At 64.0% G+C, this 13,065-nt stretch carries 15 protein-coding genes; 5 read left to right on the top strand and 10 right to left on the bottom strand.

The window, feature by feature from the left end; genetic code table 11:
• A complete protein-coding gene (locus tag FV139_RS17185; RefSeq protein ID WP_148069714.1) occupies window positions 1–1,296 on the bottom strand; it encodes an NAD(P)/FAD-dependent oxidoreductase in 1,296 nt (431 codons plus the stop codon).
• Between the two features lie 115 nt (window positions 1,297–1,411).
• Here FV139_RS17185 and FV139_RS17190 point away from each other — a divergent pair, with 115 nt between their 5' ends.
• Window positions 1,412–2,761, top strand: coding sequence for a glutamine synthetase family protein (locus tag FV139_RS17190; RefSeq protein ID WP_148069715.1), 1,350 nt, complete (start codon window positions 1,412–1,414; stop codon window positions 2,759–2,761).
• A gap of 22 nt (window positions 2,762–2,783) precedes the next feature.
• Complete coding sequence (locus tag FV139_RS17195) at window positions 2,784–3,650, top strand: hypothetical protein (RefSeq protein WP_148069716.1); 867 nt, start codon at window positions 2,784–2,786, stop codon at window positions 3,648–3,650.
• Window positions 3,651–3,670: 20 nt separating this feature from the next.
• Here FV139_RS17195 and FV139_RS17200 read toward each other — a convergent pair whose 3' ends face one another.
• On the bottom strand, window positions 3,671–3,877 hold the full coding sequence (locus tag FV139_RS17200; RefSeq protein ID WP_148069717.1) for a type II citrate synthase: 207 nt from the start codon (window positions 3,875–3,877) through the stop codon (window positions 3,671–3,673).
• Between the two features lie 118 nt (window positions 3,878–3,995).
• Here FV139_RS17200 and FV139_RS17205 point away from each other — a divergent pair, with 118 nt between their 5' ends.
• Complete coding sequence (locus tag FV139_RS17205; protein WP_148069718.1) at window positions 3,996–4,841, top strand: LysR family transcriptional regulator; 846 nt, start codon at window positions 3,996–3,998, stop codon at window positions 4,839–4,841.
• Between the two features lie 102 nt (window positions 4,842–4,943).
• Here the strand turns inward: FV139_RS17205 and FV139_RS17210 are convergent, their stop codons facing one another.
• The 8 genes from FV139_RS17210 to FV139_RS17245 form a co-directional block, all read right to left on the bottom strand.
• A complete protein-coding gene (locus FV139_RS17210; RefSeq protein ID WP_148069719.1) occupies window positions 4,944–5,159 on the bottom strand; it encodes a PA3496 family putative envelope integrity protein in 216 nt (71 codons plus the stop codon).
• Window positions 5,160–5,520: 361 nt separating this feature from the next.
• Window positions 5,521–6,036, bottom strand: coding sequence for a shikimate kinase (locus FV139_RS17215; RefSeq protein ID WP_148069720.1), 516 nt, complete (start codon window positions 6,034–6,036; stop codon window positions 5,521–5,523).
• Between the two features lie 97 nt (window positions 6,037–6,133).
• Window positions 6,134–6,685 (bottom strand): HNH endonuclease, encoded by a 552-nt coding sequence (locus FV139_RS17220; protein WP_148069721.1) that lies wholly within the window; start codon window positions 6,683–6,685, stop codon window positions 6,134–6,136.
• Window positions 6,686–6,856: 171 nt separating this feature from the next.
• A complete protein-coding gene (locus FV139_RS17225; RefSeq protein WP_148069722.1) occupies window positions 6,857–7,162 on the bottom strand; it encodes a hypothetical protein in 306 nt (101 codons plus the stop codon).
• A 136-nt stretch (window positions 7,163–7,298) separates the two neighbouring features.
• Complete coding sequence (locus FV139_RS17230; RefSeq protein ID WP_148069723.1) at window positions 7,299–7,913, bottom strand: fumarylacetoacetate hydrolase family protein; 615 nt, start codon at window positions 7,911–7,913, stop codon at window positions 7,299–7,301.
• Between the two features lie 136 nt (window positions 7,914–8,049).
• Window positions 8,050–9,375: an ATP-binding protein gene (locus tag FV139_RS17235; RefSeq protein WP_148069724.1), complete on the bottom strand. Its 1,326-nt coding sequence runs from the start codon at window positions 9,373–9,375 to the stop codon at window positions 8,050–8,052.
• A complete protein-coding gene (locus FV139_RS17240; protein ID WP_148069725.1) occupies window positions 9,372–10,055 on the bottom strand; it encodes a response regulator transcription factor in 684 nt (227 codons plus the stop codon). Before FV139_RS17240 ends, FV139_RS17235 begins: the two co-directional genes overlap by 4 nt.
• Window positions 10,056–10,059: 4 nt before the next feature.
• Window positions 10,060–10,341: a PepSY domain-containing protein gene (locus FV139_RS17245; RefSeq protein ID WP_148069726.1), complete on the bottom strand. Its 282-nt coding sequence runs from the start codon at window positions 10,339–10,341 to the stop codon at window positions 10,060–10,062.
• A gap of 242 nt (window positions 10,342–10,583) precedes the next feature.
• On the opposite strand from FV139_RS17245, the gene FV139_RS17250 reads away from it, so the two are divergent.
• Complete coding sequence (locus FV139_RS17250) at window positions 10,584–10,931, top strand: hypothetical protein (protein ID WP_148069727.1); 348 nt, start codon at window positions 10,584–10,586, stop codon at window positions 10,929–10,931.
• 164 nt (window positions 10,932–11,095) lie between these two features.
• The gene (locus FV139_RS17255; protein WP_148069728.1) at window positions 11,096–13,060 is read left to right on the top strand and encodes a serine/threonine-protein kinase; all 1,965 of its coding nucleotides are present in this window, start codon (window positions 11,096–11,098) and stop codon (window positions 13,058–13,060) included.
• The last annotated feature ends 5 nt before the right edge of the window (window positions 13,061–13,065 follow it).

The raw sequence follows: 13,065 nt of genomic DNA on the forward strand, positions 1-13,065 counted from the left end.
TCAGCCCAGCCGGTCGCGAAGGGCATAGAATAACATGCCCGCCACCAGTCCGGGCCAGCGCAACAGGGTACCCCCGGGGAAGGTGTGGGATGGCACCGTAGCCATGACGTCAAAGCGCCCGGCGCTGCCGTCGATCGCCTCCGCCAGCAGCTTGCCGGCCATGGTTGCCGTGGGCACGCCATGACCGGAAAAACCGTGGGCGTAGAACACCTTGTCGGACAGGCGGCCGAAGTCCGGCATCCGGTTCAGGGTAATGGCCAGGGTGCCGCCCCAGCCGTACTCGATGCGGGTATCGGCCAGTTCCGGGTAGATCCGCAGCATGTACTTGCGCACGAAGCTGCCGATATCCGCCGGGAAGCGGCGGGTGTAGGACTCCCCCCCACCGAACAGCAGGCGGTTGTCCGCCGACAGCTTCCAGTAGTTGATCACGAACAGGGTGTCGGACATGGAGGTGTCGTCGCGAATCAACTGGCGGGCCAGGTCCTCCGACAGGGGCTCCGTGGCCAGCATGTAGTTGTTGATAGGCATGATCCGCCCGGCGGTGCGCGGCTCCAGTTTCTCCAGGTAGCCGTTGCAGCCCAGCACCAGGAAGCGTGCATTGACCTGGCCGCGGTCGGTTTTTACCCGTACCTTGTCACCCTCGGTGTAGGACAGCACCCGGCTGCCCTCGTATAGACGGGCGCCGAGTTGGTCGGCTGCTGCCGCGAGGCCCAGGGCGTAGTTGAGCGGGTGCAGGTGCCGGCAGCCTTCGTCCAGGGTGGCGCCGTGGAAGCCCTGGCCGGAGGTCATCCCGGCGAGCTCGTCCCTGTCCACATAGCGGATCTGCTCATAGCCGTAGACACCGCGCAGGTGATCGACATGTTCACGCAGGTCGGTGGCGTCGCCCGCCTTGGAGGCCACGTGCAGATTGCCCTGCTTGAGTTCGCAGTCGATGCCAAACTCGTCCACCAGGGAGCAGACGGTGTCCACCGCCTCCAACCCCAACTGCCACAGGCTGCGGGCCGCGTCCTTGCCAACCCATTTTTCCAGGTCGTGCTGGTCGGCGCGCTGGCCGGTGCCGACGTGGCCGCCGTTGCGCCCCGACGCGCCCCAGCCGAGTTTGTTGGCCTCCAGTAGCGCGACGCTGTAGCCCAGCTTGCGCAGGTGAATGGCAGAGGACAGGCCGGTGTAGCCGCCACCGATAATACAGACGTCCGCCTCGACTTCACCCTGCAGGGGGGCAAAATCCAGCTGGCGGTTGGCGCTGGCGGCGTACCAGGAGTCGACGTGGGCTTGGTTCTGGGGATGTTTTGTCATGGTTGAACTATACCGGCTGCGCGCGCAGGGAACGGATACCACGTTAGGGGTAGCCCCCCTTGCGGGCCTGTGATGGCTACAGGATACTCATTGCTTTCCACATTATGGAGTCCCCATGGACACCGACATACAGGCGATCAAGGACTGGCTCAGGGAGCACCGCATTTCAGAAGTGGAGTGCCTGGTCCCGGACATGACCGGCAACGCCCGCGGCAAGTTTATCCCCGCCAATCAGTTCCTCGGCATGGGTCATCCCAAGCTGCCCGAGAGCATCATGATCCAGACCGTCACCGGCGAGTACTGTGACGATCACTGGGACTTCGTCGAGCCGACCGACGCCGACATGATTCTCAAGCCCGATCTCTCCACCCTGCGGGTTGTCCCCTGGGCCCGGGAACCCACCGCCCAGATCATCCACGACTGCTACAAGCCCAGCGGCGAGCTGCATCCGCTCTCCTCCCGCTCAGTGCTGCGGCACATTCTCGATCTCTATGCGAAGGACGGCCTGCAGCCGGTGGTCGCGCCGGAGATGGAGTTCTACCTGGTGGCCAAGAACACCGACCCGGATTACGAACTGATGCCGCCCAAGGGGCGCTCCGGTCGCCGCGAATCCGCGCGCCTGTCCTACAGCATCGACGCGGTGGCGGAGTTCGAGGACTTCGTGGAGGACATGTACGACTACGCCGACGCCCAGGAGCTGCGGGTCGACACCCTGATCCACGAAAACGGCGCCGCCCAGATGGAGATCAACTTCCTCCACGGCGACGCCATGGAACTGGCGGACCAGGTGTTCGTGTTCAAGCGCACGGTGCGCGAAACCGCACACAAGTACGGCATGTACGCCACCTTCATGGCCAAGCCCATGCAGCGCGAGCCGGGCAGTGCCATGCACATTCACCAGAGCGTGGTGCGCGCCGACAACGGCGAGAACATTTTTGCCGACAAGGACGGCAACTTCACCGACGCCTTCATGGGCTACATCGGTGGTTTACAGCGCTTTACACCAGAGCTGATCAGCCTGTACGCGCCCAACGTGAATTCCTACCGCCGGCTGGCGCCGGACATCTCTGCCCCCATCAACCTGAACTGGGGCATGGACAACCGCACCACCGCTTTCCGTGTGCCTCACGACAATCCAGCGGCCACCCGGGTGGAAAACCGTTTCCCCGGTGCCGATGCCAACCCTTATCTGGCCATCGCCGCGACCCTGGCCAGCGGCTATCTCGGGATGAAGATGGGGCTCAAGCCGTCCGACCCCCACCAGGGCACGGCCAACGAGGACGAGGTGGAAGTGGCCCGGACCCTGGAAGAGGGGCTGCGCAAGCTGCACGACACCCCGGAGCTGCAGGACATCTTTGGCGATCTCTTCCTGCGGGCCTATGCCGCGGTGAAACTCGACGAGTTCGAGGAATTCAACCGCGTGATCAGTTCCTGGGAGCGCGAACACCTGCTGTTGCAGGTGTGACGGGGCGAATGGAGAGAGCGGCGTGACGGCACACAATACCTTCCTCGGCAGCAATCGCCGCTTCCACATCTTTACGGCGGTCAAGTACCTCACCTACGCCCTGTTATGCTTTAACGTCTATCTCTTCCTCGACGAGGAGATGACCAGCCTGGAGTACACCTTCACCGACGGCCTCGAACTCGGCCAGCTGGTGCAGGTGTTCGCGGCGACCATCGACACGGCGGCCTGGGTGATCCTGTTGCTGCTGTTCGAGCTGGAAACCTCGGTGCTGGATGACGACCGCATCCGCGGCTGGGTGAAGGTCACCCTGCACGGCATTCGCCTGGTTTGCTCGGCGGCCATCGTCTACGCCTTTACCGGCTATTACGCGGAACTGGACACTCTCTACCAGGTGAGTTCATTGCCAGTGAGCGATGCCTGCCAGCTGCTGGGACAGGGCTATTCTGTCCTGGTGGACCTGGATGAGTACCTGCCACTGGAGGCTGCCAATTGCGCAGCCTTTGGCCAGGAGCTCTGGCGCCTGGACGGCTTTGATATCGTGGCCGACAGCGGGCACCTGCAGGCTGCACAGTGGCTGGCCTGGACCGATGTCATCAATGCCGGGGCGTGGATCCTGGTGGTGGTGGTACTGGAGGTGGAAGTGCGGCTGCAGTTGCGCGGCAACCTGTCGCGGAGCGTGATGCGGGGCACGGCCTGGATCAAGGCCGTCATCTATTTCACGCTGTTTGCGGCGGCTGCCTACTGGGGCTACGCTGGTGATTTCCTGGATTTCTGGGACGCCGCCCTGTGGCTGTTTGCCTTTATCTTCATCGAGATGAATGTATTCGAGTGGCAGCACCAGACCAGCGGTGGAGACGCGCAGGCGGTGGCGGCAACCACCACCGCCTGAGCAGGAACTGACTTTACCTTTTATACCTCGTCGTGCATCCCGATGTGCTCGACCCGGGGATACTCCCGCCACTGGAAGAACTGGCGGTGATCGCAGATCAGGCAGCGGTGTTCGATATCACCGCTCTGCGGATCCATCTCGCCACAGCGGGTCATCATGCCTGTACCGCAGGCGTCGCAGATATAATTGATTTCCACCGGCCGTACTTCGCGTTTGGTTTCTGGCATAGGTCCGTCTCCTGAATTGGGCTGCCTATGCTAGCGCGACTCTGCGTGCGGCGAAAGCAGCCTTGATTACCCGCGTGCGACGGTTAAGCTGTGGCGGAACCCGAAAGGATGTCCCGGCTTGGATACCGAACTGCTCAGAACCTTTCTTGAAGTCCGCAACACCCGCCATTTCGGCCGGGCTGCCGAAAACCTCTGTATTACCCAGGCCGCGGTGAGTGCGCGCATCAAGCAGCTGGAGGAGTCGCTGGGTGCGGCGCTGTTCACCCGGTCGCGTAACAATATCCAGCTCAGTGCCGAGGGCGAGCGCCTGGTGCCCCACGCCGAGACAGTGCTGCTGGCCCTGGCCAGGGCCCGGCATGAAGTGCAGTTGGGTGACACCGAGCAGCGACAGGTACGGATGGGGGTGCGCAGCGGCCTGTGGGGCGGGGCACTGCAGTCGAAGTTCTCCAGCCTGCGGGAAAGTGATGCCGAGCTTTGCGTCAACCTGGCGAGCCTGGAGCCCGGGGAGGCCCTGCGCAAATTGCTGGACCGATCACTCGACTGCGCCCTGCTCTGTGAGCCGCCGGGGATGCCGGAACTGGAAAATATAACGGTGGGGGAGTTCAGCCTGCGCCTTTACGGCAGTGCCGGGCGCCTGTCGCTGCGCAAGGCCATCGATGCGGCCTATGTCTACCTCGATTGGGGCGGTGGCTTTGCCCGTTTCCACGCCCGCCATTTTGGCGACCAGGCCCTGCCTCGCCTGCAAACCAATCTCGACAGCCTGGCCCTGGCCTGCGTGCTGGCAGAGGGAGGCGCCTGCTATCTGCCGGCCAGCCGGCGCCAGGAGCTGGCGCAGCAGGGGCTCAATCCGGTGCGCGGGGCGCCGGTGTACACCCGCCAGTTATCGCTGGTCTATCACCCGGATTCGCCGCAACGCGACGTCGCGGAAAGTATCGCCCGCCGGTTTTCCGGGGTGAAGGTCTGAAGGTTCGGTAATGGGTGGCAGTGCGTTACTGCCGGGGATGGATGCCCGTGACGGCTGCGAAGGCAGCCGTGGGCGCAGGCGGTCGGAGGGGCCTCCGGCCGTCTAGAAGTCGTCCAGTTCCAGGTCGTAGTAACCCAGTTCTTCGCGCAGGCGTCGTTGTTCCAGGCGTTGCTCAGCGCGGCGGCGTTTTTCCGCCAGGCGCTGCTTTTCGCTGGACGCCGGCAGGAAATCGTCGTCGCTATCGCTCATATCAGCCAGAACCGGCTCGAAAAAATCGTCGAGCTCTTCGCTGGTCGTATCCTGATTTGTGTCAGCCATCGGGGTTTGCCTCCAGATGATTTTTACCACGTCATCTCGGCGCAAATATCACTCAGGCCCGAGGGTGAGTAAATCAAAATTTTCTTACTGCAACGATAAACAAAAATTGTCGTAAATCGTGTGGTGCGGGTATCTGGCCCCTGCGCAGAAGGGTCAATTTGCGCGGGGGCGGGGCCAGCCGCGCGGCTGCGCGTCCCTGCGCGAGCCGGACAGTGGGCATTGTCCGGTGGTCCCTGCCGTGGTGCCGGCGCGGCTGGCCCCCTCAATGAGACTGGCAAAAGCCGTGCCACCGCGCGGGACGGCCGTAGCAGGGTTCGAGAGGCGTCCGCAGGGTATTCGCGGACAGGTACGGACGTGTCCGTCAGTGGCCGAGGGCGGCCAGAATCAGGGCCGCCACGGTGTCGGCGTTACCGGCGCAGCCGTCGACGGTGACGTCGGCATAGCGCTCGTAGAGCGGGGTGCGTTCGGCAAAGATGTCGGCGAAGCTCTGGTCGCTACCGCTGGCGATGCCGCGCAACGGGTTGGCTGCCACGCGTTCCTCCAGTACAGGCAGGTCGACCTGGATGTAGACCACGGGGCCCGCTTCCCGCAGCCGGGACATGATTGCATCGCTGTACACCACACTGCCGCCCGTCGAGATCACCGCTTTCTCGAGGTCGACCTCCAGCAGCACCTCCTCCTCGATCTGCCGTAACGCCAAGTGGCCGCGTTGGTCCACAATCTCCTGCAGGGTGGCGTCCTCCCGCAACTGGATAGCGAGATCGGTATCGCTGAAGGCCAGTCCAGTCAGCTTGGCGAGGATGACCCCGACGGTGCTTTTACCCGCGCCGGGCATGCCAATCAGGCTGATCGTATGGGGGAGGTTGGGGTCGCTCATGATTCCAGGGCCGTGGCCGGGTGTGTCAGTGGGAAAGAGTCGCCATTATCCGGCTCTGGCAGTCGGGCACAAGTAGTGAAGCTCGGTCCCCGGGGGTTCAGTTGGCCCAGTCGCGCTCGGCGTGGAATTGCTTGGAAAGGTAGTCCATCTGGTCCGCCAGAATCCGCTCCTTGGCCAGGAAGTGCCACTCCCAGATATTGGGCCGGAAAGGAATTGCCAGCAGGGGCATGGCAGCCTCCTCCGGTGTGCGATTGTCCTTGGCCCAGTTGCAGCGTTTGCAGGCGGCGACCACGTTTTCCCAGCGGTCGAGGCCACCGCGGGAGGTGGGTAGGACATGGTCGCGGGTGAGTTCAGCCCGGGTAAACTGGCGCCCGCAGTAGAGGCAGCGATGATCGTCGCGGCGAAACAGCGTGCGATTACACAGCGGCAGGCTGAAGCCCGGGACGATTCGGCCCTGCAGCGCGATGATGGGTTGCAGGTCAATACGTGAGCGCAGGCCGGAGAGGCGCTGGACGCCCCCAAAAACGGGGGGAAGGGGATCCCCGACGCCGTATACGACATCGCCTCTGGCGTAGGCGGAAATCGCCTCTTGTGCGGTAATCCAACCGCGGGGTTGGCCCGCAAGATCCAGCTTCAGGATGGGTTGCATGGGCTGCCACCGTAGTGGGTTTCATCAAAATTACTGCAAAACGCCCGGCGAAACAATTACCGGAAAATGACACTGGTGCGGAAAAATTACACTGTCTTGGCAGGCCGGGAAGGAATGGCCAGGGGGAAGGGGGGGAGAGAGCGGGCTTCCGGAGCGGAAGCCCGCGTCGAATTATGCCGCCTGGGCTGTATCGACCGCGCTGTTGCTGCGGTGACTGTTCAGGAACTCGGCAAATTTGGGGCTGGTGCCGGCTGTCATGCACAGCAAGGAGCTGTAGGTGGAATCGTCCAGCAGGGACAGGCACTGCTGCAGCAGGGGCTCGCCGCGGTAGGCCATCAGGTTGATGTTGCGCTCGCCAGCGACGTCCCAGGCCATCCGGGTCAACCATACGGCGGTGCTGGGGCGCAGGCCCAGGTCGTGACTCAGGCGGTCTTCAATGGACGCCATACGCAGTTTGGTTTTGAAGCTGGTGATCATTGCAGTCTCCTTGGGAAAATTCAGTGGTTAAAAGTTCAGTGATTGAAAGTTCAGTGGTTATTGGAATCAGTGTAGGGAACAGGCCCGTTAAATCGTATTGCCGGCCGCGCCATTCGCTTGGCAGTCAGCGCCAGCCTCAGCGGGCGCGCCAACTGGCGCTGACCAGGCGTTGCCCTCCGTGAATAATGTGCCCGGCAAATGTCTCGCCGGGATGGATCTCATCGACCCCCGCGGGCGTGCCGGTCATGATGATGTCGCCGTCCTCCAGGGTCAGAAAGGAGGCCAGTTGCTCGAGTATGACCCGCGGGGGGTACAGCATCAGGCTCACATCGCCCTGCTGGCGCAACTCGCCGTCGACTTCAAGGACCAGGCCGAGATCGTCCGGTGCCCCGGGCGGCAGGGCCACAAATTCGCTGAATACAGCCGCGCCGTCGAAGGCCTTGGCCCGCTCCCAGGGCAGGCCCTTGGCTTTCAGCTGGCTCTGGAGCTGCCTGCGGGTGAGGTCCAGGCCAAACCCGACGGCCGCCAGAGCACCGTCCTTTACCACAAATGCGATCTCACCCTCGTAGTGCAGGGGCTCGCCAAAGCTGGCCTGCAGCTCAGTGCCGAGGGCCGAATTGGGCTTTAGGAAGACCACCATATCGTCGGGGACTTCATTGCCCAGCTCTGCAATGTGGGCAACGTAATTGCGGCCCACACAGACAATTTTCGACGGCGCAACAGCATGCCCGTCGACGAAGACAGTTTTCATCCCGGATGATGCTCTTGGTGGCAATAGATGGAGGACGGGGGTATTTCGGGGGCGGGTCGCAAAAGACCACACCGCGAGTGGGGATTTTACTGCCTGGACGAGCTCGGGACAAGAGGCAGGGCGCAGATACGCGGGCTCAGGTGGGAAAATACAGGCCCAACCGGGCGCCGCCCAGGCCTGGGCTGTCCTCTATCTGCAGGTGGCCTCCGTAGCTGGTGGCAATATCGCTGGCCACGGCCAGGCCGATACCCTGCCCGGGAACCTGGCTATCGGCCCGGGTGCCGCGTTGGCGCACGGCGGTACGCAGTTCCGGTGCGATGCCGGGACCGTTGTCCTCCACCGCGATTTCCAGTGCTTGCGGTGTTTGCCTGACCTCGATCCGGACCCGGCCCGCGCCGTACTTGCAGGCGTTATCCACCAGGTTACCCAGCATTTCCAGCAGGTCGCGCTCGTCACCCCGGAAGGCCGGGTGGCCCTCGACGCACACCTCCATGACCGGCTGTTGTTGCGCATAGACCTTGAGCAGGCTGTGGCGCAACCGCTCGACAACGGTCGTAATATCGACGGTCTGCAGCAGGGTTTGTCCGCCGCCAATACCACGCTGCAACTGGTAGTCGACGATATCCTGCATCCGCGCGGCCTGCTCACGCACCAGGGCCGGGAAGTCATTCCGCCCCGGGTCGGCGCTGGAGATCACGGCGAGGGGTGTCTTCAGGCTGTGGGCCAGGTCAGCCAGGGTATTGCGCGCCCGCTCCCGGCGCTGTTGCTCACCCCTCAGCAGGCGGTTGAGATTGGCAGTGAGGGGCTGTACCTCAACCGGATAGAAGCCCTCCAGTTGCTCTGCCTCGCTGCGCTCGATCGCGGCAATATCGCCTGCCAGGTTACGCAGGGGCCCCAGGGCCCAGAACAGGATGACGGGGAGGCTCAGGCCCAGCAGCAAGGTTGAGCCCCCCAGCCAGAACAGGAGATGGCGGCGGTACGTCGACAGGTCGGCGTCCACGGCCGTGGCACTTTCCAGCACGGTGAAGCGCAGGGGTACCTCAGTCCCGTCCTCGGTCTCCCAGATCACCTGGTAGTCGAGTCGGTAGAGATCATCCTGACGGGCAAAGCGCCGCTCTCCCGGGGCCAGCGGCGCGCCGCTCCAGGGCGCGGCCACCGTCAGTGCCGAGCGCGACTGCCAGAGCACCTGTCCGCCAGCCCCGGTGACCCGGGCGTAGAGCCCGGAACTGGCCTGGTTGAGACGAGGCTCCAGCATTTCAAGCGGCATGCTCAGGCTGCGTTCGTAGTCGGCCTGGGCGAGCAGGGTGAGTACCTGCAATTGCAGCCGCTCCTCCTCGGCCGCTTCGATACTGAGCCGGTGGCTGCGCTCCAGATAGAGGCCGCTACTGCCGATAAATATCAACACCAGCAGCAGACTGGCCACCAGTATGCGTGCCGATAGCGAGTTCAACGCCCTGCTCATGGGGACTGGGGGGCGAGGGCGAAGCGATAGCCCGCGCCGCGCACGGTCTCGATGGGCTTGAGGTCGCCATCCGGGTCCAGCTTGCGCCGCAGGCGGCCGACGAAGACCTCGATCACATTACTGTCGCGGTCGTAATCCTGATCGTACAGGTGCTCGATCAGCTCGGCCCGGCTGACGACCTCCCCCGGGCGGCAGGCCAGGTAAGCCAGGGTTTCGTACTCGAAGTGGGTGAGTTCGACCAACTCGCCCTCCCGGCTGACCGTGTGCGCCCGAAAGTCAATCTGCAGGGGCCCGAATTCCCCCCGATCGTCGGCGCGTCCGGCGGCCCGGCGCACCAGCGCGTGGGCGCGGGCCTCCAGTTCCGGAAGGTGAAAGGGCTTGGTAACGTAATCGTCTGCGCCGGCCTCCAGTCCCTCTACCTTGTCCTGCCAGTCGGAACGCGCGGTGAGAATCAGCAGTGGCAGGGTGAGGCCATCCCGGCGCCAGCTGCGTACCAGTTCCATCCCCGAGCGCTGGGGCAAGCCCAGGTCCACCAGGGCGAGGTCGAAGGGGTATTCACGCGCCAGGTAGTCGGCCTCGCGCCCATCGCCGGCCTCCTCGACCCGCCACCCGGCAGCCTGGAAGTGCCTGGCCAACTGCCCGCGCAGCTGGGCGTCGTCCTCCACAATCAGCATGCGCATGGCTTCAGTCCTTGACGTTGACGGTGATAACGCGACCGTTATCAAGCAGCAGGCGGACGCTGTAGCCCTTGCCCTTGCGGGTCACTTTGAGCACTTTGCCGCCGTGCCGGGACTGGGCTCTGGCCGCGGCCTGCTGCGGGGACAGGCTGCCAGACTGCTGGGCCTGTCCCTGCTGGCCCTGGCTCTTGCCGCGTTGAGCCGCCGCCTCCGGTGCGCCCAGGGTCGAGCCGATGGCGACAGTCAGTAGCAGGGCGGCAAAGCTTGAAAGGTAACGGGTTGGCAGCATGGTTCGGTGTCGGTTCTTCCTTCGTTGGTTATCTGAGTGGACGCTGGTCTGGCCTTCTCGACGTGATACTAGCGTCATCTTCGACTCGCTCATACCGTCTCAGCGCTTTCGGCCATCAGCTTGCGCGAGTGCAGATGAATGGCGCCTGAATGGCGGTTTCTCGCAGGTTCGCTCCCGTTCAGCTTGTGTTCATGCGCACTCCCCTACCTTGGGGGCGACGTTACGGTACAGAGGAGCGCGTCATGAAGAAACTGTTTGGCATTTTTACCCTGGGTGCCCTGCTGGCAAGCGGCAGTGGCCAGTTGCTGGCGGATGATCGCCGCCACGGCGATCACGATCGTCGGGGGCACCACGAATATCGCGACCATCACCGCGACAGCAAGCACTACCGCAAACACCATGGCAAGCACCATCGGAAGTACTACGGCCACTCGTACTGGAAACACGACCATCACGGCAGGTATTACCAGCGCCCGGGATGGCGAGGTGATGATCGCTACTTCGGCCTTTATTTCGGGATTCCGGGCGTGGATATCTCACTGCGGCACTATCACGATGGCCGCGCCTGTTACGACCGCCACCGCCACTGAGCAACGCGGCGCATCGATTGCAAGAGGAGACCTGGGGCCGCAAGGCCCCTTTTTTTGCCCACTGGCACCTCCTATACTCTTTCAAGGAGCGGCCGCAGGCCGCATCACGTGCACGGACTGGCGGCCCGGAACTTCTCCGGACCGCATGGGCAAGGGGCAGCCGCGTGGGAGAGCAGGACAATAACAAGCCGGGTGAAGAGCCGACGGTAGCCGGGGGTGACGCGACGGAGGTGAGTGCTTCCGAAATCGCCGCCACCGAATACGTTGACCAGGGCGCTGTGACGGCTACCGCCACCGCGACCGGGTTTGACCGGGCTGCGGAGTTGGCCAAAGCTGCACAGAGCCAGCAGGGCCGCCTGCTCAAAGGCCGTTTCGTGCTGGAAGACGTGCTGGGCCGTGGCGGTATGGGGCTGGTGTACAAGGCCCGCGATCTGCGCAAGGTCGAGGCGGAGGACCGCAACCCCTACATCGCCGTCAAAGTGCTGGGACAGCAGTTCAAAGAGCACCCCCAGGCCTTTGTGTCCCTGCAGCAGGAGGCGGTGAAGTCACAGAAGCTGGCCCACCCCAACATCGTCACGGTGCACGATTTCGACCGCGACGGCGACACCATCTACATGACCATGGAGCTGCTCAAGGGCGACCCCCTGGATGCCCTGATCAAGCTCGAGGCCCCCTTCAGCAAGGAGGTGGCGCTGCGCTACTTCCGCGATCTCTGTGCCGGCCTGGAGTACGCCCACAAACGGGACCTGGTGCACTCGGACTTCAAGCCGGGCAACATTTTTGTGACCACCGGGGGGACGGTCAAAATCCTTGATTTCGGCATCGCCAGGGCCGCCAACAAGAACGCCCTGAGTCACGATTTTGACGCCGGCGAACTGGGGGCCCTCACGCCGGCCTACGCTACCGAGGAAATGGTCCGCGGCGAGCCGCCCAGCTTCAGCGACGATATCTACGCGCTGGCCTGTGTGCTCTACGTGATGCTGACCGGGGAGCATCCCTACCAGCGCAAGAGCGCTGCCGATGCGCGCAAGGCCAAGCTCAAGGCGGCACGCCCCGAGTGCCTCAATAACGCTGAGTGGCAGGCCCTGTCTGCGGCCCTCAGCCTGGACAAGGCCAAGCGGCCGGCCACGATCGCGGCGTTCCGGGACGCCCTGATCCCGCCGCGGCGGGGCAGTGCCATCAAGGGGCTCGCGGCCCTCGGGCTGGTAGTTGTGGTCGGCGGCGGCTGGCTGGGCTGGCAGCAATACCGGGCCGGGCAGGCCCAGGCCGAGGCGGTTCAGCAGCGCCTGGAAACGGCCCAGGACTGCTTTTTCAATGGCGACTATGCCTGCGCGGCAGAAAACGCCCTGGTGGCCAGGAACCTGGCCCCCGACAATCCGGAGGCGGCCCGCCTGCTCGAAGTGGCGAGGAAAGAACAGGCTGAGCGCGATGCCGAGGTGCTGGTCGAGACCCGTATCGAAGAGGCCCGGACCTGTCTCGACGCGCAGGATTTCGCCTGCGCCCGGATCAAGGCGCAGGAGGTGCTGGCCCTGCAACCGGGCGAGCCGAGGGCAACCTCGCTACTGGAAAGCGCCAGCCGCGGCAGTCGCCAGCTGAAAATTGGCGGTTTCCTGCAACGGGGTAACGAATGCCTGGCGGCGGGCCGGCTGGACTGTGCCCAGGAAGCCCTCAGTGACGCCGAGGCCGCCGGCGCCTCGGCGGCAGAGTTGTTCCCGCTGCGGCAGCAGGTGGAGGCGCAGCAGGCGCAACTGGCGGCTGACCGGGCGGCCCTGGACGAGCAGCTCAGCGCGCTGCGCAGCCGGGCGGAGGATTGCTACCGTCAGCGCGACTACGACTGCGTGGAGCAGGCCGCCGACGACGTCCTGGCCCTGGATGGCACCAACACCCGGGCGGTGGAGCTGAAGCAGGCGGTGGCCACGGCGCGCGAGCAACAGCGTTTCAACCAGCAGACCGCCGACACCTTCCTCAAGGCGGCTCGCGACTGCCTCGAGCGCAAGAATTACAGCTGTACCATTGCCAAGTCCGAGTCGGCCCTGGCGATTGTGCCCGGCTACGCCCCGGCGCGCAGCCTGATCAACCAGGCCCAGCAGGCCCAGCAGCAGGCGAAAAGGAATATTTCCATTGAGTAAGCTAT

This window comes from Parahaliea maris (assembly GCF_008064665.1).
GTDB lineage: Bacteria > Pseudomonadota > Gammaproteobacteria > Pseudomonadales > Halieaceae > Parahaliea > Parahaliea maris.